Genomic DNA, 23,889 nt, shown 5'->3' with positions numbered 1-23,889 from the left:
TCGGTCCGGCGGGTTTGCCCCGCTCGTTTGATGGCTCCACTATGCCGGTACGCTTTCAAAAAACGCCTAAAATGCATGATTAATTTGCGACAAACAAAGTGCAAACGCTTGGTAAAATTGGGTTTTCGTTAAACATCGGAGTCCCTGCACATTAAGGACTTTCCAAACAATTTTACGAAAGATTCACGTTTGAAAATCAACCTTTCGTTCACCACGAAATCAGTCCGCAACAAGCGAGCTGGAAACAATTCGGCGAAAAAGCACCTTGGAAATCAGCGAAATTTCACGATCGCGGCCTGTTTACCTTTACGTTCGCGTCAGTTATTTTCGCCGCGCTCAGGACATCAGGGAGGAAAGGATGATCCGTACACTTATTCTCGCCGGCGCCATGGCGCTTTCAGCCAGCCTTGCTTGCGCGGAGGAGCCGATCGTCGGCAACTGGAAGACGGCCTCGGGCGAAACCGCCCAAATCGCTTCTTGCGGCGGCAGCTACTGCGTGACGCTGAAAACCGGCAAATTCGCGGGCAAGAAGATCGGGACACTTGCCGGCACCGGCGCCACCTATAACGGCGAGATCACCGACCCTAAGAACGACAAGACCTACAGCGGCTCGGGAAGCCTCTCCGGCAATTCGCTGAAGATGAAGGGCTGCGTGCTTAAGGTGCTCTGCAAGTCGCAGACCTGGACACGGCTTTAGAATCAAAAGCGGCCGGCAATAACTGCACAGCCTCAGCGAAAGTCAGGTTTTCGCTTTATCACCATTTTCACGCAGGGCCTGACTTTTGCAACATTGCCAACCGACCTTCTGCAACAATCGAAATCCGCGAACTCACCGCTGAAGTATCTTGAACAAGGAAGGCCGCCCTAACAACGTGGTTCGAGCGGCCTTCCCTTTCATTCGACATTCAAGCTTTACCCTTGGGTACTGCCTTCAGCGGGCGCGCTGGCCGAAGAGAATCTTCTGCGCTTCCTTGTCCTCGGCGAGATTTGCCTGGCGTTCGCGCTCTTCCTTGCCGACTTCGATACCCCTCAAGACCGCCGGGCGCTGATGCATACGCTCGAACCAGGCCTTAAGGTTCGGGAAATCATTGAGGTTCTGTCCCTGTCGCTCGTAAGGGATCACCCAGCCGATGCAGGCCATGTCGGCGATCGAGTAGTCGCCGGCGAAGTAGCCGCGGCCTTCCAGCCGCCTGTTCATCACGCCGTAGAGGCGGTTCACTTCGTTCGTGTAGCGGTTGATGCCGTATTCGATCTTTTCCGGCGCATAGCTACGGAAGTGGTGCGCCTGGCCGGCCATCGGGCCGAGGCCGCCGACCTGCCAAAAGAGCCATTCTTCCACCTGCACGCGCGTGCGCTCGTCCTGTGGATAGAACTTGCCGTATTTGCGGCCGAGATATTGGAGAATGGCGCCCGATTCGAAGACGGAGATCGGCGCCCCGCCGGGACCGTCCGGATCGATGATCGCCGGCATGCGGTTGTTCGGCGCGATTTTCAGGAAGTCGGGGGCGAACTGCTCGCCCTTGCCGATGTTGATGTACTTCACCTCGTAGGGAACTCCGAGCTCCTCGAGCATGATGCTGATCTTAAAGCCGTTCGGGGTCGGCCAGTAATAAAGTTCAATCGGTGCGGTCATGAAATCTCCTTTGCGGGACTAGACACATAAGTTGCGGAGCGCCGGCTTCAAGCCGTCGACCATTGTGAACGCCAAATGAACCGGAACCTCAGCACCCGTTCAGCCGGCGTGTGGCAAGACTTATCTCAACGATAAGACGCATATCGCCCCGAGGAACATGGACGTGCTTATTCTCGCAAGACGCTTCACCGTCATCACGCTGTTCGCGGCGGTTTTCGCGATCACATTTTCGGCAGCGGTCGTGCGCGGCGGCGGGGGCGGAGCACAATCGCATTTCGGTGCGAACTACACCTGCCTCAACGTAACAAGCCCCTTCTGCACCGGCGTCCGCTGAATAATTCTCGAACTGGCCGAAGGCGCGTCGCTTGCTTGTTAAAAAGGGCAACCTATAATGCGCCATGAGCAAACGAATCTCTCCATTACCTCTTGATATTTCCTCGCCACCTGCCTTTGAACCGCAAAGCTTCGACGATCCAGCGCAGGCCGTCGATGCGCTGACTGCGCTTTACGAACGCAATACCACCTTCCTGATCGACAGTTTTTCGGAGCTTGCCAAGGGCGCGCCGATTACCTCGCGCTACCGGGCCTTCTACCCTCAAGTCAGCATCGAGACGACCAGCTTCGGCCATGTCGACTCCCGCCTCTCCTACGGGCATGTGACGGCACCGGGCGTCTATACGACGACCGTCACCCGGCCGAAGCTTTTCCGTCACTACCTGAAGGAACAGCTGGCGCTCTTGATGAGGAGCCATAACGTTCCGATCGTCGTGTCCGAATCCTCGACGCCGATCCCGCTGCATTTCGCCTTCGGCGAAGGCGCGCATGTCGAAGCGTCCGCCTCGACCTTCATCGACATCCCGATGCGCGACCTCTTCGATACGCCGGACCTCAATACCACCGACGACGAGATCGCCAACGGCGAATATATCCCGCCGCCGGGCGAGCCCTCGCCACTCGCCGCATTCACGGCGCAGCGCACCGATTATTCGCTCGCCCGCCTTGCCCATTACACAGCAACGAGCGCTCAGCACTTCCAGAACTTCGTGCTTTTCACGAATTACCAGTTCTATATGGACGAGTTCTGCACCTGGGCGCGCGAGACGATTGCCAAGGGCGGCGGCGAAGACAGCTATACGGCCTTCGTCGAGCCGGGCAATATCATCACCCATGCCGGATCGTGCCAGCCGGAAACCGATGCCACGGCCCCCCGCCTGCCGCAGATGCCTGCCTATCACCTGAAGAAAAAGGGCCATGCCGGGATCACCATGATCAATATCGGCGTCGGCCCCTCCAACGCCAAGACGATCACCGACCACGTGGCCGTTCTGCGCCCACATGCCTGGCTGATGCTTGGCCACTGCGCCGGTTTGCGCAACAGCCAGCGGCTCGGCGACTATGTCCTGGCGCACGCCTATATGCGCGAGGATCATGTTCTCGACGACGACCTGCCGGTCTGGGTGCCAATCCCCGCGCTTGCCGAAGTGCAGGTGGCGCTGGAAGCAGCCGTCGCCGAAATCACCGGCTACGAAGGCTTCGAGCTGAAGCGCATCATGCGCACCGGCACCGTCGGCACGATCGACAACCGCAACTGGGAACTACGCGACCAGCGCGGCCCTGTGAAACGGCTCTCCCAGGCGCGTGCCATCGCGCTCGACATGGAATCGGCGACGATCGCAGCCAACGGCTTCCGCTTCCGTGTCCCCTACGGCACGCTTCTTTGCGTTTCCGACAAGCCGCTGCATGGCGAGCTGAAACTGCCGGGCATGGCGACCGCCTTCTACCGAACACAGGTCAACCAGCACCTGCAGATCGGCATCCGCGCCATCCAGAAGCTTGCGGCAATGCCGCCGGAGGCACTGCATTCCCGCAAGCTTCGCAGCTTCTTCGAGACGGCCTTTCAGTAGGCCTCAGTTCGCTTCCGCCACCGTGCGATCCGCAATTATTTTCGGGTCGTCGGGGCGTGCAGCCGCAATCTGCAGTCCTGTGATGACCGCTGCAAACACCGCAAGGGCAACCACCATCCGCCCAAGGAACTGGCCAATATCTGTCCCGTAAAGCTCATCGCGAGGCTGCTCCCCGCGGCGTGCCCAGATGAGACTTGCAATGGCGACTTCCAGAACGCCCATGTCCTTCACTCCTTCAATGTTATCGATGGAGCTTTGTCGAATGCGCGCCGCTGATTTCGACAGTCCGGGCGAACAAAGATTTTTTCTTTGCTGTCGATTTCAGCCTAGTCTCTTCGTCAACAGCCTGTGAGCGGCAGCCCGGAGGAGGCAAGCGATGAAATATCTGTGTCAGGTGTGGTTCAAGCCATCCGTGCTCGAGCGTATGAGGAAAGAGGAGAAGAAGAAGCTCGACAGGGATTCGCTTCGTTATGATGAGGACCTTGTCGCAAGCGGCCACATGATCCACGCCGAGGCTCTACAATCGCCGAAGAGTGCAATGACCATCCGTGTCCGCAATGGCGAGGTGTCGGTGACAGATGGCCCCCATGCCGAGACGAAGGAACATCTCGGCGGCTTCATCCTGATCGAGGCCAACGATCTGAACGATGCGATCCGTGTCGCAGCCGGTATTCCACTGGCAAAACTCGGCAGCATTGAAGTTCGTCCTGTCTACACGTTCGGCTGAGGAGGCACCCCATGAAGTTTCTTTGCCAGGTCTGGTTCGATAGCGAAAAAAGCAATCTGGTCCCGCAGGAAGAATGGGAGGCGCTGACGCAGGAATGCATCGTCAGTGACGAACTGTGGCGCGAGCGCGGTTTCCTTCAGGTTGCGCTTGCGCTGCGCGAGCCCGCGTCAGCCGTCACTCTGCGCATCCGCAACGGCACGACGGTTGCGACGGATGGTCCCTTCGCAGAAATCAAGGAGCACCTCGGCGGCTTCGTATTGCTCGAAGCCAGGGACATGGAAGTGGCGAAATCGATCGTTTCGACTTTCCCGATCCTGAAATATGCCTCTGTCGAGATCCGCCCGGCCTATTCCATCAAAGATGGAGAGTAGGTCGATGCGTTATGTTTGCCTGACCTACAATTCCGCAGACGTTGACGGCACGCTGACGCCGAAGGAGACTGGCGAACTCGTCAAAGCGCATTTCAGCTTCGACGAAGGGCTGCGCCGCAACGGCACTCTGATCCACTGCGATGCGCTGGACAAGCCGGAGAAAGCAACCGTGCTGCGCGTCCGCAATAACGCACTGCAGGCGACCGATGGGCCGTATGTCGAAACCAAGGAGCATCTTGCGGGTTTCTACGTGATCCAAGCACCGGACGATGCAGCGGCGCAGGAGATTGCCGCACGCATCCCCTCCGCACGCGTCGGCGCCGTGGAACTGCGGCCCGTGCGGATACTCACTTTGCCGGAGTAGCATTTGGAGAAATTGATCGAGGACATCTACCGGTCGCAATCGAGACGGGTACTCGCCACTCTCATCCGCCTGCTCGGCGATTTCGACCGGGCGGAGGAGGCCCTGCACGACGCCTTTGCGGCGGCCGCGCGCGCATGGCCGCGCGACGGCGTTCCCGGCAATCCCTTTTCATGGCTCGTTTCCACCGGCCGCCACAAGGCGATCGACCATATCCGACGGCGCTCGCGCTTCGATGCGTCGCTGAAGGACATCGAGGACAGCCTATACGGCGAGGCCGACGCTACGGAGATCGGCGACATGGAGCTTATCGGCGACGACATGCTGCGGCTGATCTTCACCTGCTGCCATCCGGCCATTCCATCCGACGCGCAGATGGCAATGGCGCTGCGCGAAGTCTGCGGCCTGACGACTGAGGAAATCGCCCATGCATTCCTCGTTCCGGCCCCGACCGTCGCACAGCGGATCGTGCGGGCAAAGAGCAAGATACGTTCCGACCGCATTCCTTACGAGGTTCCGGACCTCGACGAACTGCCGCAGCGCCTCGACCGCGTGCTACACGTCATCTACCTCGTCTTCAACGAGGGGTATTCGGCTTCTTGGGGCACAGAAGTGGTACGGGCGGACCTGACGACCGAGGCGATCCGGCTGGCGCGGCTGGTGGTGGACTTGCTGCCGCACCCCGATGTCGAGGGCCTGCTGGCGCTGATGCTGCTGCAGGACTCCCGCGGGCTGGCGCGGCGCGCTGAGGACCGCAGCCTGATCCTGCTTGCAGAGCAGGATCGATCGACCTGGGATCGCAGGAAGATAGAGGAAGGTCTGGACCTGCTGCGGCGGGCGATGGAACCTGGTGAGGTCGGCCTCTACACTGTCCAGGCGGCCATTGCCGCCGAACATGTTAAGGCCGCAACGCCGGAGGCAACGGATTGGCCGCGCATCGCTGCCTATTATGATCTGCTGATTACGGCGCAGCCCTCGCCGATCGTCGAACTCAACCGTGCAGTGGCGATCGCAATGTCGGAAGGGCCGCAGAGAGGGCTTGAGATCATCGACGGCATCCTGGCATCCGGAAAGCTCGGCACCTATCACCTTGCGCATGCCGCACGCGCCGATTTCCTGCGCCAGCTCGGCCGACCGGCGGAGGCGATCACCGCCTATGAACGCGCGCTGTCCCTCTGTCAGCAAGGGCCTGAGCTGGCTTTCCTGCGCAAGAGGATATCAGAGCTGGCGGCGGCGCCCGAGGGGCAGTGAGAGTGCTGTTCCCGTCAAGGCCGAGACGATGATCAATAGATGTGCGTTGATGCTTGCCTGCGCCAGGGCTGCAAGCGCGGCCTTTCCGCCCGGTGCACCCAAGGCAACGGCGCCTGCGGTAATGCCCGCGGGATAGGTGCCAACGCCGCCCGGCGCATGGACCGGCAAGACCGACGAAAGCTCGCCGCCGAGCGCGCCGCCGAAGCTCGCCGTCAGCGGCGAAACGCCCATGAGGCTAAGCGCCCAGGCGAGCACGACGACCTTCACCAGCCAGTTCACCGCCGTCATCGCCCAGGCCCGCGCGAAGGCTGTGGCATTTGTGGGCAGGCCGTTTTCGATCTCCGACAGCAGGCCGTGCGCCTTGGCGGGAAAGAGCCGGAAGCCGAAGCGAAGCAATGGCTTGCGGATCAGGAAAGCGGTGATCGGCAAGAGCAGGAATGCGGCCCACAAAAACCAGGCCAGAACGGCAATCGGGGCGGCTGCCGCAAATCCGATGCCGGCTGCGGCAAGCAGCGCGTGCAGATCGAGCAGACGCATGACAAGCAGGGCGGAGGTTGCCCGCGTCAGCGGAATGCCGAATTCCGCGCGCATGAGAACCGGAAAGCTCGTCTCCCCGGTGCGGAACGGCATCATGATATTGAGCAGGTTATGAACCTGCGTCACCCGGAAAAGCGTGCGGAACCTGCCCGCCGTCTCCCGCGGGAAGTAATCGAGGATGCGCCATGTCCGCAGGAAATAGGTACTGGTCAATAATGCAAGAGCGACGAGGATCGGCATCACGCCGACGCCGGCCCATTGGGCGATGATGGCCGACCATCCCCAGAGCCACTCGATGAAAAATGCATAGGCTGCGACGATTACGACCGTCAGCAGTGTCATGCGATTGCGTCCGAACCAGGATTGTCGGCTGGCGCCAACCGGAGAGTTCATGTACTAGGCTTCCTGACTTCAGCGGCCAAAACGCCGCTCGACTGGCCGTCACGGCCTTTTAGGAGCAATAACAGTTGCAGACAACGTCAGAGTCGCTGCAAAGCGCAAATGATCTAACGCAGTCGCTCGAACTTTCGCTTGTGGTGCCGGTCTTCAACGAGGAAGAAAGCGTCGGCCCGCTTGTCGAACGGATATGCGATGCGATGGTCGCTTATCCTGACCGGTGGGAGATTATCCTGATCGATGACGGCAGCACGGATGCCACGCTCGTCAACGCCCGCAAATATCTAGGGCGTGAAGGGCTGGCGCTCAGGATTGTGGAGTTGCAGCGCAACTTCGGCCAAACCGCTGCGATGCAGGCCGGCATCGACACGGCGCAAGGCCGGCTGATTGCAACGATGGACGGCGACCTGCAGAATGATCCGAAGGACATTCCTTCGATGATTTCCGAACTCGAGCGCCGTGAACTCGATCTCCTGGTCGGCTGGCGAAAGAACCGCAAGGACGGCCTGCTGCTGCGCAAGATTCCCTCATGGTGCGCCAACTATCTGATCGGCCGCATCACCGGCGTGAAGCTGCACGACTATGGCTGCAGCCTGAAGATCTACCGCGCCTCGATCATCAAGCAGGTGAAGCTGATGGGTGAAATGCACCGCTTCATCCCCGCCTGGGTCGCCGGCGTCGTCCCGAGCTCGCGCATCGGCGAAATGGGCGTCACCCACCATGCCCGCCAGCACGGCCAGTCGAAATACGGCATCTCCCGGACCTTCCGCGTTATCCTCGACCTGCTGTCGGTGATGTTCTTCATGCGCTACAAGGCGCGGCCCGGCCATTTCTTCGGCTCGCTCGGCCTCGGCCTCGGAGCACTCGCAACGCTGATCCTGCTATACCTGTTCTTCGACAAGTTCATTTTGGGCAACGATATTGGTACCCGCCCGATGCTCATGGTCGGCGTCGTGCTGCTGCTCTCGTCCGTGCAGTTGATCACGACTGGCATCCTGGCAGAGATGATTGCCCGCACCTACTATCGCGACGACGCTTCGCCTAATTATATCGTGCGGCAGATTTTCGATGGAAGCGACGTTTGAGAGGCGGCGGGGCAACTCGCTGCGGCATCGAACCAGACGCGATCGGCTCGCTGGCGCTCCGGTTCCATTTCGGCAAGCGCGGCAACACCTTTGCGCTCGGCTATGTCTGGCTTGAACGGAAATGAAATGAACGAGGACATGGACAAGGCCCGCAACGTCGACATGCGGTGGTTTTTCGCTGTGCTTGCCGCATATTTTCTCGTACAGATCGCCGTTCGCGTCGCGATGCCGCCGACACTCGGGCTCGACGAAGCCGAGCAGGCCTTCCGCTCGCAATGGCTTGCCGCCGGTTATGGCCCGCAGCCGCCTTTCTATAACTGGCTGCAATATGCCGCCTTTTCGATCAGCGGTGTGTCGCTGCTTTCGCTTGCCGTCGTCAAGAATGCGCTGCTCTTCACATCCTACTTGATTTACGGCCTGACAGCACGGATGATCCTGAAGAACAGCACGCTTGCGGTGGTCGCAACGCTCGGGCTCCTGACGCTTCCGCAGGTCGCATTCGAAATGCAGCGCGACCTGACGCATACGGTCGCGGTGTTCTTCTCCGGCTGCGTCTTCCTCTACGGATTTATCCGATCGCTCAAAAAGCCGGATGTGCTCTCATATCTTGTGACCGGCGTCGGCATCGGCATCGGCCTGCTGTCCAAATATAATTTCGGCCTTCTGCCCGCTTCGGCTCTCTTGGCGGCACTGCTCGATCCGCAGATGCGCAAGCGCGTCTTCGACTGGCGCATTGCCCTGACCACAATCACCGCCCTCGTCATCGCACTGCCGCATCTCTTCTGGCTGAAGGACAATCTCGGCTTCGCAACAGCCCGGACACTGCAAAAGCTGACCGACGGCGGCAATGCGAGCTACGTCGTGCAGGTCGCCATGGGTTCAGGGTTGCTCGTTCTGGCAGTGATTGGCTTTTGCGCCGTCACGTTGCTTGTCTTCGCGATCGCGTTCGGCAAGCCGTTTCTCTCGGCCTTCTCCGGCAGGTCGGAGTGGACGCAGCTCGTCGAGCGCATGATGCTTTTTTCCATCCTTGGCATCCTGCTTCTCGTCGTCTTCGGCGGAGCGGCCCATGTCAAGGATCGCTGGCTGGTGCCGCTCCTCTTCATCTTCCCGCTTTACCTTTGTCTGAAGATCGAGGCATCGAATGTTGCGGTTCTAAATCCTTTGCGCCGCCTCCTGCCGATCGTCGCGATAATCATGATCGCCGTTCCAAGTATTCTCTTCGGACGCATTGCAGCTGCCACTTTGAACGGCGATTACGAGCGTTTGAACGTGCCCTACGCTCAGCTCGCCGCAGCGCTGCGGCAACAGGGCGAGCCTGCCGCTATTCTTGCGGAAGGCAGCCTGCTTGCGGGGAACTTGCGGAAGGACCTTCTTCCGGCGACCGTGATTTCAACAGACTATCCAGGGTTCAAGCCTACGGTCTCGATCTCGAAGCAGCGCCCGCTGCTCGTTGTCTGGCCGCTAAACACTGCACAAGGCAATGCCCTGCCCGCCAAAGCGGCCGAGTGGCTGAGATCGGTGCCGGAGCTCGGCAGCATCGCGCCCGAGGTTTCGACGATCGAGGTTCCGTATTACTACGCCCGCAACGGCGATTCCTATCGTTTCGGCTACGCGTGGGTCGCGCCCGCGGATTAGATTTTCAGTTCCTTCCACGCGGCATCCAGCGCGATCTTTGCGATCCGCGCCATTTCGTCCACCTCGTCATGAGTGATGACAAGTGGCGGGGACGCCAGCATGCGGTCGCCAGTGGCCCGCAGCACGAGGCCGTTCGCGAGTGCATGGTTGCCGACGAGCGCTCCGACCGCGTCGGGCTTTTCGAATCGGGTGCGCGTCTTCTTATCGGCAGTGAGCTGCAGGCCGCCCATCAGGCCGATACTCACCGCTTCGCCAACAAGGTCATGGTCGCCGAGAGCACCCCAGGCTTTGGCAAAATAAGGACCGATGTCGCCGCGGACGCGCTCGACCAGCTTTTCGTCCTCGATGATGCGCAGGTTCTCCAGCGCCGCGGCAGCGCAGACCGGATGGCCGGAATAGGTGAAGCCGTGGTTGAAGTCGCCGACCTCGTTGATCAGCACATCGGCGATGCGACCGCTGACTAACAGGCCACCGATCGGCAGGTAGCCCGATGAGAGACCCTTGGCGATCGGCGCCAGATCTGGCTCGACGCCGAAATGCTGATGGCCGAACCATTCGCCGAGACGGCCGAAGCCGCAGATGACTTCGTCGGCAACGAGCAGGATGTTGCGCGCCTTGCAGATGCGGTCGATCTCCGGCCAATAGGTCTCGGGCGGGATGATGACGCCGGCCGCACCCTGCACCGGCTCTGCGACGAAAGCGGCGACATTCTCCTCGCCGAGCTCATCGATCTTCGCCTCCAGTTCGCGGGCAGCCTTAAGGCCGAATTCGGCGAGCGAGAGGTCGCCGCCCTCGCCGTACCAATAAGGCTGGCCGATATGGACGATGCCGGGGATCGGCAGGTCGCCCTGCTCATGCATATATTTCATGCCGCCGAGGCTGGCGCCGGCAACCGTCGAGCCGTGGTAGCCGTTCTTACGGGCGATCACGATCCTCTTCGAAGGCTTGCCGACTGCACTCCAATAGACGCGCGCCATGCGGAACCAGGTATCGTTGGCCTCTGAGCCGGAGCCGGTGAAGAAGACATGGTTGAAGCGCGGGCCGGCATGCGCGGTCACCTTTTCCGCAAGCAGCGTCGTCGGCGCGCTCGTCGTGCCGAAGAAGGTGTTGTAGTAAGGCAGCTCGTTCATCTGCCGCGCGACGGCATCGGTGATTTCTTTGCGGGCGTAGCCGATATTGACGCACCAGAGCCCGGCAAAACCATCCAGATACTTCTTGCCGTGGTTATCCCAGATGTAGACACCCTCGCCGCGCTGGATGATGCGCGTGCCGTCGGCATTCAGCTTCTTCATGTCGGAGAAGGGATGCAGATGGTGGGCGGCATCGATGGCGGCGAGATTTGAGCGCTGGTAAGTATCGGACATGATTTGCAAAACACCTGCGGAGATTGAAAGGCCCGTCTCAATGAGCTACGACCTTGGCCTTGTCCGCGGGGATTTTCAAGATCATGACGGCTGACATCATGCATGGCAAAGCTGCGACAGGCGAACCGAGGATCGAAATCCTGCTGGTCGGCATGAACGGGGATTTGCGCGGCAAGCAGATCCCGCTGGATGCCCAGAAGAAAATCTGGGAAGGCGAGGTGCGTCTCCCCTCCTCGACGCAGTCGCTCGATATCTGGGGCGACGATAACGACCACATAACCGGCCTGTCGCTGACGATCGGCGATCCGGACGGCAATTGCATCGCCGATGAGCGCAGCCTTGCGCCGATGCCCTGGGCGGCGCCGGAAGGCTCCATGCAGGTGCTGGCGACGATGCACGAATTCGACGGCAGCCCGAGCTTCATGGATCCGCGAGCGATCCTGGCGGCGGTCCTGAAGCGCTACGAAGAGCGCGGCCTCACGCCGGTCGTCGCGACGGAACTCGAATTCTATGTGATGGAACAGGACTGGCGCGATACCGGCCATCCCTCGCCGCCGAAAAGCCTGACCTATCGCGGAGAGCCGAACGGCTTCCAGCTCTACGACATGAGCGCCGTCGATGCGCTCGACGATTACCTGCAGACGGTGCGCGCCTATGCCAAGGCGCAGAACCTGCCTGCGGAGGCGACGACGGCCGAGTTCGGGCCTGGGCAATTCGAAATCAACCTGCTGCATCGGCCGGATGCCTTGGCTGCCGCTGACGACTGCATTTACCTGAAGCGCATCGTCGAACAGGCCGCCCGCAAGCACGGCCTCAAATCGACTTGCATGGCCAAGCCCTATTCCCAACATGCCGGCTCAGGCCTGCATGTGCATGCGAGCGTCATCGACAGGGAGGGCCGCAATATCCTCGATGCGAAGGGCGGCGAGCCGAAACGGCTGAAATCCGTCTGCGCCGGACTGCTGAACACGATGCGCGAGGCGCAGCTGATCTTTGCGCCTTTCGCCAATTCCTACCGCCGCTTCCAGCCGGGCTCCTTTGCGCCAATCGACCTCACTTGGGGTACCGGCCATCGCGGCACGGCGATCCGCATCCCGGATACGTCCGGTCCGGCAGCGCGCATCGAGCATCGCGTCGCCGGCGCAGATGCCAATCCTTACCTGCTGCTGGCCGCCATCCTCGGCGGCATGCTGCTTGGCCTCGACGACGATCTCGACCCCGGTGAGGAGACGACGCCGTCGCATGTGCCGGAAAACACGGCGCGGCTGACGCATGATTTCCTGACGGCGGTGGAAGCCTTTCGCGCATCGCCCTTCATCGCCGATATCTTCGGCGAGCGCTATCGGAAGCTCTACGGCGACACCAAATACAAGGAAGCCATCACCTATCTGCGCACAGTCTCGGACTTCGACTACCGGACCTATCTGCCGCGCGTCTAAGGCCTGCTGGCAGCCATCTCAAAGGTGGACCGGGCGGTGTCCAAGTCGTAGAATGAAACTTCCTGTAGGCGGAGGTTTCCGAAAGGAGCGCGCAAATGGCTATCTTCATGGACCGGCATGAACTCACGGGAACGACAGCCGCCGACGTTGCCGAGGCCCATCGCAAGGATCTCGAGATCCAGGACCGGTATGGCGTTAAGTTCCTCACCTACTGGTTCGACCAGCGGCGTGGGACCGCATTTTGCCTCATGGACGCGCCCGACGCGGAAACCGCTCAATGCGTGCACCGCGAAGCGCACGGCTTCGTCGCCGGCGAGGTTGTCGAGGTCGCGTTGTCGGCGGTCGAGGCGTTTCTTGGCCGAATTCACGACCCCGAGCCGGCGCCCGGTCAAGCCTCAGGTGAGGTGGATTCCGGCCACCGGGCCATCCTGTTCACCGACATCGTCGGCTCGACCGCGATGACATCGCGCCTTGGCGACCGCATGGCGACCGAACTGGTCAGGGCGCACGACTCGATCGTGCACAGATGCCTCAGCCACTCTTCAGGCCGCGAGGTAAAGCACACCGGCGACGGCATCATGGCGACATTCGCCTCGACAGCCGCAGCCGTCGATTGCGCCAGGACGATCCAGCAGGAATTCAAACGTTACAACCGCGGAAATCCTGAGCCGCTTCATGTTCGCATCGGACTGGATTGCGGCGAGCCCGTCGAAGACAGCAACGACCTGTTCGGCTGCACTGTGCAGCTTGCAGCACGCTTGTGCGCGGCCGCCTCCAGCGACCATATCCTCGTGTCGGAGAACATTTTTCGGGAGTACGGCACCGCTGATCTCTTCACTCATGCGACGCGCCGGCGTTTGAAAGGATTTTCGAAGCCCGTGCTGGCATTCCAATGCGACTGGGCCGATGCTGGCGTGAAGAGGCAAACTAAGCCGCAGGCTCCCGCCGCTCGGCCTCATTGACCTGCGCGGCAAGGCCCTGCTTGACCAGCACCTTCAGCTCTTCGGGATGCAGCTTGATGGAAATGTCGCGTTCGAGCGGCAAAAGCTCGCCATCCATGACGCAATTGGCCTTTGCCCTCAGCTTCGGGAAATGCAGATGTACTTCGGCCGGATGCATGACCATCACATCGGCATTTTCGCGTACCTTGCCCCGCAGCATATCGACGGCAAGACGGGCGACGCCGATCGGCTTCAGTGGTTTTGCAGTGTAGAAGCCAAGCTCGCCGCTACGCAGGTTATCGGCGTAAAGAAGCGCGTTCTCGCCGAAGGGATTGTTGGAGACCGAAACGGCCGATACGCGGCGCGTCTCGCGCACGCCGAGCGCCTGGAATTCGACTTCGAATTCCGGCGGGTTGAGCACCACGCCGAAGGCTGCGCGGACGCTGGCGCGCATCTTGCCGAAACGGGAGCGATAGCTGAAGGAGTTGCGGTATCGCACCATGCGCGCATGAAGCCCTGCCGAGAACTGATGGATAAAGGGCCGACCGTTGGCGCTTGCAATGTCGACATGATCGACCTCGCCGGTGGCCAACACATCCAACGCCTGCCAGATATCGAGCGGCACTTTCAGCGAGCGGGCGAAGAGGTTCATGGTTCCGGCCGGTACCACACCGAGGGCGACGCCGTTCTTCCAGGCAATCGAGGCCGCTGCCGAAATCGTGCCGTCGCCGCCGCCCGCAACGATGCCGTCGATATCGTCGCGCCGGGCGGCCCGCTCCATCGCGGGAACGATCTCCTTGCCGGAAAAGACGATGGCCTCGAAATCATGTCCCGCTTCCCGGAAAGTCGCCTCTGCCCGCTTTTCGTAGGCCTCCATATCGGTGGTGCGGAAGGTACCACCGTCTTTATTGAAAAAACCTACAAGCTTCATCAGGCGTGCCGTTCCTCGCGTCGTGGCGTCTCAGTTCAGTGCCCCTTAAGATGGTTGGACCCTCTTCGTTTTCAAGCGCGGCATGCCTGAGACCGACGTATCTGCGAGGCGTCCAAGCGGAAATATTGCAATGCACGTATGCACATAGCAGGACGCTGCACTGCGAAAAACGCACTCGACGTTGATGGCGCGTTCACCCATGATTTCAATGATGGAGACGCTTGTTCTCCGTCTCCCGCCATAGAACGGCCGACATCCGCCTCAGCGCTTGCTCTTCGGATGGTTTGCCCTGCAGACATGCCTCAGGAGCTCGCGTGAGCCAGATCGCCGTAGACGATTCCATCGATTCCAGTCCGGCTTGCGAAGCCCCCTCGCCGATGGCGATCGCCCTGGTGCAGCTGGCGCTCGCCTGCGGCGGCTTCGGCATCGGCACCGGCGAATTCGCCATTATGGGCCTGCTGCCGAATGTGGCGGACACGTTTTCGGTCACGACCCCGCAGGCGGGTTACGTCATTAGCGCCTATGCGCTCGGCGTTGTCATCGGCGCACCGGTGATTGCGGTCCTCGCCGCCAAGATGACACGCCGCTCACTGCTTCTGCTGTTGATGGGCATTTTCGCGGTCGGCAATATCTTGAGCGCACTGGCCCCAACCTTCGAGAGCTTCACCGTGACGCGCTTCATCACCGGCCTGCCTCACGGCGCCTATTTCGGCGTCGCCGCGATTGTCGCTGCTTCGATGGTGCCAGTGCACAAGCGAGCACGAACCGTCGGCCGGGTGATGCTGGGTCTGACGATCGCAACCCTGCTCGGCACGCCACTCGCTACCTTCTTCGGCCAGTCGCTCGACTGGCGCGTCGCCTTCACCTCCGTCGGCGTCATCGGCCTCGTGACCGTGGCGCTCATCTGGTACTACGTGCCGCGCGACCAGGTCGCGGACGGTGCCAGCTTCCTGCGCGAGCTCGGCGCCTTCAAGCGTCCGCAGGTGCTCTTGACGCTCGGCATCGCAGCCGTCGGCTATGGCGGCATGTTCGCGATGTTCAGCTATATCGCCGGCACGACCATGAAGGTCGCGATGCTGCCGGAGAGCATGGTGGCCGTTATGATGGTCCTCTTCGGCGTCGGCATGAATGCCGGCAACATCGTCGGCTCATGGCTCGCCGACAAATCGATCATGGGAACGATCGGCGGCTCGCTGGTCTTCAACATCGTTGTGCTGACGCTGTTTTCGCTAACGGCATCAAGCCCCATTATGCTGGCGATCTGCGTGTTCCTCGTCGGCTGCGGCTTTGCGGCTGGTCCTGCGCTGCAGACGCGGCTGATGGACGTCGCCGCCGATGCGCAAACGCTTGCCGCCGCCTCAAACCACTCTGCCTTCAACATCGCCAATGCACTCGGCGCCTGGCTCGGTGGCCTTGTGATCGCCTGGGGCTACGGCTTTGCGGCAACGGGCTATGTCGGCGCCGTGCTGTCCTTGTTCGGCCTCTTCGTCTACGCCGCCTCGCTACACCTGGAGCGCGGCCGGCGCGCATGAAGGATCGCGCAGTTCGTGGCCTTCCGGGCGGCAGAAGACATATTCTTCGCCCCAGGCCGCCAGTGCCCGGATGACCGGCTTCAACGTTTCGCCAAGCGGCGTCAGCGCATATTCCACACGCGGCGGCACGACTGGATAGACCGTGCGCGAGACGAGGCCGGATTCTTCCAGTTCCCGCAGCTGCTTGGTCAGCATGCGCTGCGTCACCGCCGGGAGCTTCCGGCGCAATTCGTTGAAGCGCAACGTTCCGTCCATGAGGTGGAACAGGATGACGCCTTTCCATTTTCCATCAAGATGGCCCAGCGTCGCCTCGACCGGACAGCCGGGGAAATTCTTCGTCAGCTTGGCGCGGGGCAACGACATTTTACAGTATCCTTTTTGGTACTATGTACCGAATTTGTGCATTCTTGCAGTTTTTGAACATAAGACGCATCTAGCCTCTGTGCAACGAACATAGGAGGTTTCCATGCGCGCCATCGCCTACAAGATCCCGCAGCCCATTTCCGCCGAGACCTCGCTGATCGATGTCGACCTGCCGGTTCCGGAGGCGACCGGGCATGACCTGCTCGTCGAGATCAAGGCCGTCTCCGTCAATCCGGTCGATGTGAAAGTGCGGGCACATTCGGCACCACCGGCAGATGAAGTGAAGGTTCTCGGCTGGGACGCAGCCGGCATCGTCAAGGCCGTGGGTCCGGATGTCACGCTCTTCAAGCCCGGAGACGAAGTGTACTATGCCGGTGCGATCAATCGCCCGGGCACGTACGCAGAATTCCATCTCGTCGACGAGCGCATCGTTGGCCGCAAGCCGAAGAGCCTCGATTTCGCCGCCGCCGCCGCACTGCCGCTGACTTCGATCACCGCCTATGAAGCACTGTTCGACCGACTGAAGGTTCAGGACGCGGTGCCGGGCGCTGCTCGCGCTCTCCTCGTCATCGGCGGAGCCGGCGGCGTCGGCTCGATCACCATCCAGATCGCCCGCGCGCTGACCGATCTGACAGTCATTGCAACCGCCTCCCGTCCCGAAACACAGGTCTGGGTGAAGGAACTTGGCGCGCACCACGTCGTCGATCACTCGAAGCCGATCGCGCCGCAGGTTGCGGCTCTCGGCATCGGGGCTCCAGGCTTCATCTTCTCGACAACCAACACCGACAGCCATATCCCCGACATCGTCGAGGCGATCGCACCGCAGGGCCGTTTCGCGCTGATCGACGATCCGAAGTTCCTCGACGTCGTGCCCTTCAAGCGCAAAGCCGTTTCGGTGCATTGGGAGCTGATGTTCACACGGCCGCTCTTTTCGACGCCCGATATGATCGAGCAGCATAACCTCCTCAACAAAGTGTCGGAGCTTGTCGATGCCGGCAATATCCGCACGACACTCAGCCAAAACCTCGGCGCGATCAATGCGGCCAATATGAAGAAGGCGCATTCGATGGTCGAGAGCGGCAGGATGAAGGGCAAGGCAGTACTCCTCGGCTTCTGAGGAGCACCGATATTCCACGCATATTGCCGCACCCTAGGTGCGGCAATATGCTCCGAAACCACCGCCGCTTGACTTTTCTTGATCGGAGGAGCAGGTCTTACGGCACGCGGATGACAGCGCTTTTCCGCGGAAAATCAACGGAGCCATCAACCCGATGCCAAGCGACAGTAGCAGTCGATTGCCCTTGCCGTACGCGGCCGCCGTGCGCTGACCGACGCCTGTCGGGCTCGCCCGCCGGACGCTGCGGCGGATCGACGGAAAGGCGAGCCAGTGAACTTCAATCGCTTCCCCCTGCGGGCAGGCCATGCTGCCCGTTTCTTCACCAACGACAGCCTCGGAGCGGTCACCACCGCAGAGCGCGTCGAGCGTCTCAACATACTCGACATCCCGGAGGCAGCGGCTATCCTCGCCACGCTTTCGCAACAGAAGGCCGTCCGCATCCTCGGCAGGCCGGAGCTGCACAACGCTGCCGCAATCCTCGCCGAGATGCCGGTCGAGCATGCCGCACGGCTGCTCAACGCCACCGCAAACGATCGCGTCGCCGATCTGTTCCATGAACTGGACGAGGATTCCCGCGCGACACTTTTCGCGAAGCTCGACCGCACGACGGCGCTCGCCGTCAAGCACCTGATGGGCTATCCGCCGCGCACGGCCGGCAGCATCATGACGACCGAGTTCGTCAGCGTGCCGGACGCCTGGACCGTTGCCGAGACCCTCGACCATGTTCGCCAGGTCGAGCGCTCGCGCGAGACGGTCTATGCGATCTACGTCCTCGACGCGGCAACGCAGCGGCTGACCAATGTCGTGACACTGCGCCGCCTCATCACCGGCGAACCGCAGGCATCGGTTTTCTCCGTCGCGCAGAAGGGCGGCCTCGTTCGCTGCGATCCGTTGATGACGCAGGAGGACGTCGCCCGGCTGATCCGCAAGCACAATCTGCTGGCGCTGCCGGTCGTCAGCGACGACGGCCACATGCTCGGCATCGTCACCGTCGATGACGTCATCGACACGATGATCGCGGATACGACCGAGGACGCCCAGAAGTTCGGCGGCATGGAAGCCCTCGGCAAGCCCTACATGAAGATCGGTTTTTTCGGCATGATCCGCAAACGGGCCGGCTGGCTTTCGGCCCTTTTCCTCGGCGAGATGCTGACGGCAAGCGCCATGCAGTATTTCGAAGGGGAGTTGGCGAAGGCGATCGTGCTGACGCTCTTCATCCCTCTCATCATGAGCTCGGGCGGCAATTCCGGATCGCAGGCGACGTCGCTTATCATCCGTGCCCTGGCGCTCGGCGAGCTCAAGCTTTCGGACTGGTGGCGCGTGCTCATCCACGAGCTGCCGACCGGTATCGTGCTTGGTGCCATCCTCGGGCTCGTCGGCTTCGGCCGCATCGTGCTCTGGCAGAAAATCGGCCTCTACGACTACGGCGAGCACTGGCTGCTCGTCGGCGTCACCGTCTTCGCCGCGCTGATCGGCATCGTCACCTTCGGCTCGCTCTGCGGCTCGATGCTGCCGTTCCTGCTGCAAAGGCTTCGCCTGGACCCCGCCAGCGCGTCGGCACCGTTCGTCGCGACGCTGGTCGACGTGACCGGCCTGGTGATCTACTTCTCTGTGGCCCTGCTCATCCTCAGCGGGACGTTGCTTTAGAAAAGGCCGTTCCCCTTCTTCTGGTGGACAAGGGGGACTGCGTGGCTCGTCCTCTAAGCGAGCGACGAAAGAGCGAGCAAGGAGACGAGCGGCATGCACAACGTTGCTGTGTTGTTGATCGCCTTCAACCTTCTTCCTCATCCCTTGCGTGCCACAGGGATCCAGCAGCGCCGCGTCCATGTCGCTGACATGAAAGGTTCATTTACGGCGGACGCGCCATGGCTGGGTTCCTGTCACAAGGACAGGAATGAGAAAATCCGGGGCGAGCTCTCGACACCATCAAGGCTCGCTCACATGTTGCCTCCATCTGCTTCATCGGCTGGGACTTGGCGAGCGTGCAGATCTACCTCCCCTTGGGCAGCTTCAAAGGCCCGTGGGTCTTCATGCTGCGGATGGCGAAGTTCGAGCGGATGTCGCTGACGTTCGGTAGCGTCAGCAATGTATCGGTGAGAAGCCGCTCGTAGGCTGCAAGGTCCTCCACAACGACTTCTGCCAGGAAATCCGCGCTTCCAGAAATCAGGAAACAGGAAACGATCTCCGGGATCGCAAGCAGAGCCGCCTGCTGGGATTCCGAATTCTCGCGGCTGTGATGGGCCACTTTGAATTCGACTAAGACCGTCAGCCCCAGCCCCACTTCCTTTCGGTCGATATCGGCGCGGTAGCCGCGGATCACGCCCGCCTTTTCCAGGTTGCGGATCCGCCGCAGGCAGGGCGACGGCGAGAGGTTTACCTTTTCGGCGATTTCGACGTTGGTGGCGCGCGCATCCTCCTGCAGACACTCGAGGATGGCTAGATCGAATCTATCAAGATGTGGCATAATTTCCAACTTTGGCCTTTATGATTGGCAGATCATTGCTGATATCATGGTTTTGGCGCTACAGATAGCAAGGACATGCCCTGACCATTGGGCCTATCTTTTTCTTGGTCGGACAGCACACCGAATGACAAGAAAGGATAGACTGATGACCAGCTTCAGCATCGCCAACGCGAAGTCCCCATCCCTCATCGCCGGTTACGCGGGCGCAACCGTCACGGTGCTCATCTGGGCGACGTGGCTTCTTGCGACCCGCCACAGCGCGGCAACGCCGCTCGGCTCGATCGATATCGGGCTCATCCGCTACGGCATTCCCGCGCTTGCCCTTTCGCCCGTTTGGCTCAAGTCCGGCCTGTTGCCGAAGGCCGTTCCGCTGCATCTTCTGGCATTGATGGTGACCGGCGCAGGTGCTGTCTTCTTTCTCGTCACCACGCTTGCCATCCATGCGACCCCGGCAGGTTCGTCGGGCATCCTGCTCGGCGGCTCCATGCCGCTTGCGACGGCACTCATCGGCATATTCATCTTCGGGGAGCGGCTGGATATGACTCGCAAGCTCGGCCTCGCCGCGATCGTCTGCGGCGTGCTGATCCTGCTTGTGCAGAGCCTTTCGGATGCATCGCTGCCGTGGACAAGCTTCGTGCTTTTGCCGGCGGGCGCCATTCTTTGGGCAAGCTATACGCACGCCTTCCGCCGCAGCGGGCTCACCGCCATCCAGGCGAGCGCACTGATCGCCATCTGGTCGTTCCTGATCATTGCAGCGCTTGCCACCGGCTTCGGCACCTCGCTGACCCGGGCAAGCGCTGAAGATCTCGGACTGCAGGTCCTGAGCCAGGGCATCCTGTCCGGCCTTGTCGCCATGGTTGCCTACGGCACCGCCGTCAAGACGCTGGGCGGCACGCAGGCGGCTGCCTTTACGGCGATCACGCCGGTGTTGGCAACGCTTGGCGGGGGAGTCCTGCTGGGCGAGGAAATTGGCCTGGCGGAAATCGCAGCCGCTGTCATCACAGGGATCGGGGTAGCTCTGTCGACGGGCATCGCCGCCCGTCAGCGCTGAATGAGCCCCAGACACAAAGGAGCCCGGCGTTTGCCGGGCTCCTTTGTGTCTGAAAATCAAGCCTGCTCGACCTCACATATTCGGATAGACCGGCCCCTCGCCGCCCTGGGGCGGCACCCAGTTGATGTTCTGGTTGGGGTCCTTGATGTCGCAGGTCTTGCAGTGCACGCAGTTCTGGGCGTTGATGACGAAGGTGTCCCTGCCGTCCTTCTCCACCCATTCATAGACGCCGGCCGGACAGTAGCGCGCCGACGGTCCGGCATAGATGTCGTGCTCGGACGACTTCTGCAACGCCATGTCCTTGACTTGTAGATGGACCGGCTGGTCTTCCTCGTGGTTGGTGTTCGACAGGAACACCGAGGAGAGACGATCGAAGGTCAAGACGCCATCCGGCTTCGGATAGTCGATCTTCCTGTGCTGGGCGGCCGGCTCCAGCGACTGGGCATCGGTCTTGCCGTGGCCGAGCGTGCCGAAGAAGGAGAAGCCGAACAGCGTGTTGGTCCACATGTCGAGACCGCCGAGCGCCACGCCGAGCGCCGTGCCGAACTTCGACCAGAGCGGCTTGACGTTGCGGACCTTCTTCAAGTCCTTGCCGATATCACTCTTGCGCCAGTCGTTTTCGATCTCGACGACTTCATCGTTGGCGCGACCCGAAGCGATCGCCGCGGCGATCTTGTCGGCCGCCAGCATGCCCGACAGCACGGCATTATGGCTGCCCTTGATACGCGGCACGTTGACGAAGCCCGCCGAACAGCCGATCAGCGCGCCGCCGGGGAAGGAAAGCTTCGGCACCGACTGGTAGCCGCCCTCGGTGATGGCGCGGGCACCGTAGGAGAGCCGCTTGGCCCCCTTGAAGGTGCCGCGGATCGCCGGATGGGTCTTGAAGCGCTGGAACTCCTCGAACGGATGGAGATAAGGGTTCTTGTAGTTGAGATGGACGACGAAGCCGACGGCGACGAGGTTGTCTTCCAGATGATAGAGGAACGAGCCGCCGCCGGTCTTGAAGCCGAGCGGCCAGCCGAAGGAATGCTGCACCAGGCCAGGCTTGTGGTGCTCCGGCTTGACCTGCCAGAGCTCCTTGAGGCCGATGCCGAATTTCTGCCGTTCGCGGCCCTTCGAAAGGTCGAACTTGGCGATCAGCTGCTTGGCGAGCGAACCGCGCACGCCTTCGCCGATCAGCGTGTACTTGCCGATGAGCGCCATGCCGCGGGTATAGTTCGGCCCTGGCTCGCCGCTCTTGTCGATGCCCATGTCGCCGGTGGCGACACCGATGACCGCACCTTCGTCGTTGTAGAGCACCTCGGTTGCCGCAAAGCCCGGATAGATCTCGACGCCGAGCGCTTCGGCGTGGCCCGCCAGCCAGCGACAGACAAGCCCAAGCGAGACGATGTAGTTGCCGTGGTTGCTCATCAACGGCGGCATCAAGACATTCGGCAGGCGGACCGAGCCGGCCGGGCCGAGCACCAGGAAATGATCGGCGGTCACCTCGGTCTTGAAGGGATGGTCGCTTTCGCTGCGCCAATCCGGCAGCAGCCGGTCGATGCCGATCGGATCGACGACGGCGCCTGACAGGATATGCGCGCCGACTTCCGCACCCTTTTCCAGCACGACGACGGAAAGCTCCGGATTGACCTGCTTCAGCCGGATGGCGGCAGACAGGCCGGCAGGCCCCCCACCGACAATCACAACGTCGAATTCCATCGATTCACGTTCCGGCACCTCAGTCGTCTCGGTCATTCATCCGTCTCCGCTCGGCCGCCCACGCGGCCATCATCCCTTGTCGGGTCATTGTCTTCTCAAAACCGGAAAGCATTGTCGAGCCGGGAAGCGACAGCCGATCCTCCAATTCGCACAATGATTATCTCCTCTACCGCAAGATTATATAACGCTTACGTTAACGTCAATTATTCTTCGGCAAATGAGAGCCAGAAGCACCCTTCCCTTTTCCGTCGACTGCGCCTTATACAGAAGCCGAAGCATCTGGAGGACATCATGGATCTCGGAATCAACGGCAAACGCGCACTCGTTCTGGCTTCGTCGCGCGGGCTTGGCCATGGCATTGCGGTCGCACTCGCGCGTGAAGGCGCAAACGTGCTTCTGTGCGGCCGCAGCGGTGAACAGCTGGAGGTGAACTGCAAGGCGATCAACGCCGAGGGCAACGGCAAGGCCGACTGGATCTGGGCTGATCTGTCTGACGAGAAATTCGTCGAGACGGTGACTGCCGCCGTCAAGGAAAAGTTCGGCGGCCTGGATATCCTGGTGAACAATACCGGCGGCCCGACGCCCGGAACGACCGAGGACATGACGCCTGAGAAGCTCGAGACTTATTTCTTCTCGATGGTGCTGCGCGTCATTTCACTGACCAACGCCCTGCTTCCGGGCATGAAGGCGCAAGGTTGGGGCCGCATCCTCACCGTCGCCTCGTCTGGCGTCATAGAGCCCATCGCCAATTTGGCGCTTTCCAACACGCTGCGCCCTGCCCTTGCCGGCTGGTCGAAGACGCTCGCCTCGGAAGTCGCAAGCCACGGCGTGACGGCCAATTTGCTTTTGCCGGGCAGTATCCTCACCGGACGCCTCGACGAGCTTGATGGCGCGGCCGCCAAGCGCACCGGCAAAAGCATTGAAGACGTCCGCAGCGACAAGGAAGCGCGCATTCCGGTTGGCCGCTATGGCAAGGTGGAGGAATTCGCAGCAACCGCCGCTTTCCTCTGCAGCCAACCAGCGAGCTACATCACCGGCTCGCTGATCCGTTGCGACGGCGGTGCGGCGCGTTCGGTTTGACCGCCA

25 protein-coding genes are annotated in these 23,889 nt (G+C 61.2%); 17 read left to right on the top strand and 8 right to left on the bottom strand.

Annotated elements, in window-relative coordinates; translation table 11 throughout:
- The first annotated feature begins 358 nt into the window (after nucleotides 1-358).
- Nucleotides 359-697, top strand: a complete 339-nt coding sequence (locus tag A3C3_RS0110755) for a DUF2147 domain-containing protein (RefSeq protein ID WP_022714611.1) — start codon at nucleotides 359-361, stop codon at nucleotides 695-697.
- A 234-nt stretch (nucleotides 698-931) separates the two neighbouring features.
- On the opposite strand, the gene A3C3_RS0110750 is transcribed toward A3C3_RS0110755, so the two are convergent.
- Entirely contained in the window at nucleotides 932-1,633 is a 702-nt protein-coding gene (locus tag A3C3_RS0110750) for a glutathione S-transferase family protein (RefSeq protein WP_022714610.1), read from the bottom strand.
- Nucleotides 1,634-1,796: 163 nt separating this feature from the next.
- Here A3C3_RS0110750 and A3C3_RS46015 point away from each other — a divergent pair, with 163 nt between their 5' ends.
- A complete protein-coding gene (locus A3C3_RS46015) occupies nucleotides 1,797-1,967 on the top strand; it encodes a hypothetical protein (protein ID WP_167363805.1) in 171 nt (56 codons plus the stop codon).
- 64 nt (nucleotides 1,968-2,031) lie between these two features.
- Nucleotides 2,032-3,537: an AMP nucleosidase gene (locus A3C3_RS0110740; RefSeq protein WP_022714608.1), complete on the top strand. Its 1,506-nt coding sequence runs from the start codon at nucleotides 2,032-2,034 to the stop codon at nucleotides 3,535-3,537.
- Between the two features lie 3 nt (nucleotides 3,538-3,540).
- On the opposite strand, the gene A3C3_RS0110735 is transcribed toward A3C3_RS0110740, so the two are convergent.
- Nucleotides 3,541-3,759, bottom strand: a complete 219-nt coding sequence (locus A3C3_RS0110735; RefSeq protein WP_022714607.1) for a hypothetical protein — start codon at nucleotides 3,757-3,759, stop codon at nucleotides 3,541-3,543.
- A gap of 154 nt (nucleotides 3,760-3,913) precedes the next feature.
- Between A3C3_RS0110735 and A3C3_RS0110730 the strand changes: the two genes are divergently transcribed.
- From A3C3_RS0110730 to A3C3_RS0110715, 4 genes are read left to right on the top strand one after another with little or no spacing between them, the layout of a single operon-like run.
- Entirely contained in the window at nucleotides 3,914-4,264 is a 351-nt protein-coding gene (locus A3C3_RS0110730) for a YciI family protein (RefSeq protein WP_022714606.1), read from the top strand.
- A gap of 11 nt (nucleotides 4,265-4,275) precedes the next feature.
- Nucleotides 4,276-4,635: a YciI family protein gene (locus A3C3_RS0110725; RefSeq protein ID WP_022714605.1), complete on the top strand. Its 360-nt coding sequence runs from the start codon at nucleotides 4,276-4,278 to the stop codon at nucleotides 4,633-4,635.
- A 4-nt stretch (nucleotides 4,636-4,639) separates the two neighbouring features.
- Nucleotides 4,640-4,999, top strand: a complete 360-nt coding sequence (locus A3C3_RS0110720; protein WP_022714604.1) for a YciI family protein — start codon at nucleotides 4,640-4,642, stop codon at nucleotides 4,997-4,999.
- A gap of 3 nt (nucleotides 5,000-5,002) precedes the next feature.
- A complete protein-coding gene (locus A3C3_RS0110715; RefSeq protein ID WP_022714603.1) occupies nucleotides 5,003-6,247 on the top strand; it encodes an RNA polymerase sigma factor in 1,245 nt (414 codons plus the stop codon).
- On the opposite strand, the gene A3C3_RS0110710 is transcribed toward A3C3_RS0110715, so the two are convergent.
- Entirely contained in the window at nucleotides 6,215-7,177 is a 963-nt protein-coding gene (locus A3C3_RS0110710; RefSeq protein WP_022714602.1) for a lysylphosphatidylglycerol synthase domain-containing protein, read from the bottom strand. The genes A3C3_RS0110715 and A3C3_RS0110710 overlap by 33 nt on opposite strands.
- A gap of 74 nt (nucleotides 7,178-7,251) precedes the next feature.
- Here A3C3_RS0110710 and A3C3_RS0110705 point away from each other — a divergent pair, with 74 nt between their 5' ends.
- Genes A3C3_RS0110705 through A3C3_RS0110695 form a run of 3 tightly spaced genes read left to right on the top strand, consistent with a single transcriptional unit; the run spans nucleotide 7,252 to nucleotide 9,900 of the window.
- On the top strand, nucleotides 7,252-8,265 hold the full coding sequence (locus A3C3_RS0110705) for a glycosyltransferase family 2 protein (protein WP_022714601.1): 1,014 nt from the start codon (nucleotides 7,252-7,254) through the stop codon (nucleotides 8,263-8,265).
- The gene (locus A3C3_RS47895; RefSeq protein WP_022714600.1) at nucleotides 8,262-8,390 is read left to right on the top strand and encodes a hypothetical protein; all 129 of its coding nucleotides are present in this window, start codon (nucleotides 8,262-8,264) and stop codon (nucleotides 8,388-8,390) included. The genes A3C3_RS0110705 and A3C3_RS47895 overlap by 4 nt, the downstream gene beginning before the upstream one ends.
- Nucleotides 8,391-8,403: 13 nt before the next feature.
- Complete coding sequence (locus tag A3C3_RS0110695) at nucleotides 8,404-9,900, top strand: glycosyltransferase family 39 protein (RefSeq protein ID WP_028739556.1); 1,497 nt, start codon at nucleotides 8,404-8,406, stop codon at nucleotides 9,898-9,900.
- Here the strand turns inward: A3C3_RS0110695 and A3C3_RS0110690 are convergent.
- Complete coding sequence (locus A3C3_RS0110690; protein WP_022714598.1) at nucleotides 9,897-11,264, bottom strand: aspartate aminotransferase family protein; 1,368 nt, start codon at nucleotides 11,262-11,264, stop codon at nucleotides 9,897-9,899. The two genes, A3C3_RS0110695 and A3C3_RS0110690, sit on opposite strands and share 4 nt — an antisense overlap.
- Nucleotides 11,265-11,347: 83 nt before the next feature.
- On the opposite strand from A3C3_RS0110690, the gene A3C3_RS0110685 reads away from it, so the two are divergent.
- On the top strand, nucleotides 11,348-12,703 hold the full coding sequence (locus A3C3_RS0110685) for a glutamine synthetase family protein (protein ID WP_033419646.1): 1,356 nt from the start codon (nucleotides 11,348-11,350) through the stop codon (nucleotides 12,701-12,703).
- Nucleotides 12,704-12,798: 95 nt separating this feature from the next.
- Nucleotides 12,799-13,665: a nickel-binding protein gene (locus tag A3C3_RS38145; RefSeq protein WP_022714596.1), complete on the top strand. Its 867-nt coding sequence runs from the start codon at nucleotides 12,799-12,801 to the stop codon at nucleotides 13,663-13,665.
- Here the strand turns inward: A3C3_RS38145 and A3C3_RS0110675 are convergent.
- Complete coding sequence (locus A3C3_RS0110675; protein ID WP_022714595.1) at nucleotides 13,631-14,575, bottom strand: diacylglycerol/lipid kinase family protein; 945 nt, start codon at nucleotides 14,573-14,575, stop codon at nucleotides 13,631-13,633. The two genes, A3C3_RS38145 and A3C3_RS0110675, sit on opposite strands and share 35 nt — an antisense overlap.
- A gap of 314 nt (nucleotides 14,576-14,889) precedes the next feature.
- Between A3C3_RS0110675 and A3C3_RS0110670 the strand changes: the two genes are divergently transcribed.
- Entirely contained in the window at nucleotides 14,890-16,107 is a 1,218-nt protein-coding gene (locus A3C3_RS0110670) for an MFS transporter (RefSeq protein ID WP_022714594.1), read from the top strand.
- On the opposite strand, the gene A3C3_RS0110665 is transcribed toward A3C3_RS0110670, so the two are convergent.
- A complete protein-coding gene (locus A3C3_RS0110665) occupies nucleotides 16,078-16,470 on the bottom strand; it encodes a winged helix-turn-helix transcriptional regulator (protein ID WP_022714593.1) in 393 nt (130 codons plus the stop codon). The genes A3C3_RS0110670 and A3C3_RS0110665 overlap by 30 nt on opposite strands.
- Nucleotides 16,471-16,573: 103 nt before the next feature.
- Here A3C3_RS0110665 and A3C3_RS0110660 point away from each other — a divergent pair, with 103 nt between their 5' ends.
- Nucleotides 16,574-17,587 (top strand): zinc-binding alcohol dehydrogenase family protein, encoded by a 1,014-nt coding sequence (locus A3C3_RS0110660; RefSeq protein WP_022714592.1) that lies wholly within the window; start codon nucleotides 16,574-16,576, stop codon nucleotides 17,585-17,587.
- A 270-nt stretch (nucleotides 17,588-17,857) separates the two neighbouring features.
- Nucleotides 17,858-19,234 carry a magnesium transporter gene (gene mgtE, locus A3C3_RS0110650; protein WP_022714590.1) on the top strand — a complete coding sequence of 459 codons (1,377 nt, stop codon included), beginning with the start codon at nucleotides 17,858-17,860 and terminating at the stop codon, nucleotides 19,232-19,234.
- A gap of 343 nt (nucleotides 19,235-19,577) precedes the next feature.
- Here the strand turns inward: mgtE and A3C3_RS0110645 are convergent, their stop codons facing one another.
- A complete protein-coding gene (locus A3C3_RS0110645) occupies nucleotides 19,578-20,051 on the bottom strand; it encodes an Lrp/AsnC family transcriptional regulator (protein ID WP_022714589.1) in 474 nt (157 codons plus the stop codon).
- A 145-nt stretch (nucleotides 20,052-20,196) separates the two neighbouring features.
- Here A3C3_RS0110645 and A3C3_RS0110640 point away from each other — a divergent pair, with 145 nt between their 5' ends.
- Nucleotides 20,197-21,102 (top strand): DMT family transporter, encoded by a 906-nt coding sequence (locus A3C3_RS0110640; RefSeq protein ID WP_022714588.1) that lies wholly within the window; start codon nucleotides 20,197-20,199, stop codon nucleotides 21,100-21,102.
- Nucleotides 21,103-21,174: 72 nt separating this feature from the next.
- On the opposite strand, the gene A3C3_RS0110635 is transcribed toward A3C3_RS0110640, so the two are convergent.
- On the bottom strand, nucleotides 21,175-22,839 hold the full coding sequence (locus A3C3_RS0110635; RefSeq protein WP_022714587.1) for an electron transfer flavoprotein-ubiquinone oxidoreductase: 1,665 nt from the start codon (nucleotides 22,837-22,839) through the stop codon (nucleotides 21,175-21,177).
- Between the two features lie 255 nt (nucleotides 22,840-23,094).
- On the opposite strand from A3C3_RS0110635, the gene A3C3_RS0110630 reads away from it, so the two are divergent.
- On the top strand, nucleotides 23,095-23,883 hold the full coding sequence (locus A3C3_RS0110630) for an SDR family oxidoreductase (protein WP_022714586.1): 789 nt from the start codon (nucleotides 23,095-23,097) through the stop codon (nucleotides 23,881-23,883).
- Nucleotides 23,884-23,889 lie beyond the last annotated feature (6 nt).

The organism is Rhizobium mongolense USDA 1844 (genome assembly GCF_000419765.1).
Classification (GTDB): domain Bacteria; phylum Pseudomonadota; class Alphaproteobacteria; order Rhizobiales; family Rhizobiaceae; genus Rhizobium; species Rhizobium mongolense.
Note: the sequence above shows the minus strand (reverse complement) of the source record. Positions and strands in the feature narration are given on the sequence as shown.

Coding starts and splice junctions, on each gene's coding strand:
- A3C3_RS0110755 (WP_022714611.1), top strand. CDS start 359: ATGATCCGTACACTTATTCTCGCCGGCGCCATGGCGCTTTCAGCCAGC.
- A3C3_RS0110750 (WP_022714610.1), bottom strand. CDS start 1,633: ATGACCGCACCGATTGAACTTTATTACTGGCCGACCCCGAACGGCTTT.
- A3C3_RS0110740 (WP_022714608.1), top strand. CDS start 2,032: ATGAGCAAACGAATCTCTCCATTACCTCTTGATATTTCCTCGCCACCT.
- A3C3_RS0110735 (WP_022714607.1), bottom strand. CDS start 3,759: ATGGGCGTTCTGGAAGTCGCCATTGCAAGTCTCATCTGGGCACGCCGC.
- A3C3_RS0110730 (WP_022714606.1), top strand. CDS start 3,914: ATGAAATATCTGTGTCAGGTGTGGTTCAAGCCATCCGTGCTCGAGCGT.
- A3C3_RS0110725 (WP_022714605.1), top strand. CDS start 4,276: ATGAAGTTTCTTTGCCAGGTCTGGTTCGATAGCGAAAAAAGCAATCTG.
- A3C3_RS0110720 (WP_022714604.1), top strand. CDS start 4,640: ATGCGTTATGTTTGCCTGACCTACAATTCCGCAGACGTTGACGGCACG.
- A3C3_RS0110710 (WP_022714602.1), bottom strand. CDS start 7,177: ATGAACTCTCCGGTTGGCGCCAGCCGACAATCCTGGTTCGGACGCAAT.
- A3C3_RS0110695 (WP_028739556.1), top strand. CDS start 8,404: ATGGACAAGGCCCGCAACGTCGACATGCGGTGGTTTTTCGCTGTGCTT.
- A3C3_RS0110690 (WP_022714598.1), bottom strand. CDS start 11,264: ATGTCCGATACTTACCAGCGCTCAAATCTCGCCGCCATCGATGCCGCC.
- A3C3_RS0110685 (WP_033419646.1), top strand. CDS start 11,348: ATGACGGCTGACATCATGCATGGCAAAGCTGCGACAGGCGAACCGAGG.
- A3C3_RS38145 (WP_022714596.1), top strand. CDS start 12,799: ATGGCTATCTTCATGGACCGGCATGAACTCACGGGAACGACAGCCGCC.
- A3C3_RS0110675 (WP_022714595.1), bottom strand. CDS start 14,575: ATGAAGCTTGTAGGTTTTTTCAATAAAGACGGTGGTACCTTCCGCACC.
- A3C3_RS0110665 (WP_022714593.1), bottom strand. CDS start 16,470: ATGTCGTTGCCCCGCGCCAAGCTGACGAAGAATTTCCCCGGCTGTCCG.
- A3C3_RS0110660 (WP_022714592.1), top strand. CDS start 16,574: ATGCGCGCCATCGCCTACAAGATCCCGCAGCCCATTTCCGCCGAGACC.
- A3C3_RS0110645 (WP_022714589.1), bottom strand. CDS start 20,051: ATGCCACATCTTGATAGATTCGATCTAGCCATCCTCGAGTGTCTGCAG.
- A3C3_RS0110640 (WP_022714588.1), top strand. CDS start 20,197: ATGACCAGCTTCAGCATCGCCAACGCGAAGTCCCCATCCCTCATCGCC.
- A3C3_RS0110635 (WP_022714587.1), bottom strand. CDS start 22,839: ATGACCGAGACGACTGAGGTGCCGGAACGTGAATCGATGGAATTCGAC.
- A3C3_RS0110630 (WP_022714586.1), top strand. CDS start 23,095: ATGGATCTCGGAATCAACGGCAAACGCGCACTCGTTCTGGCTTCGTCG.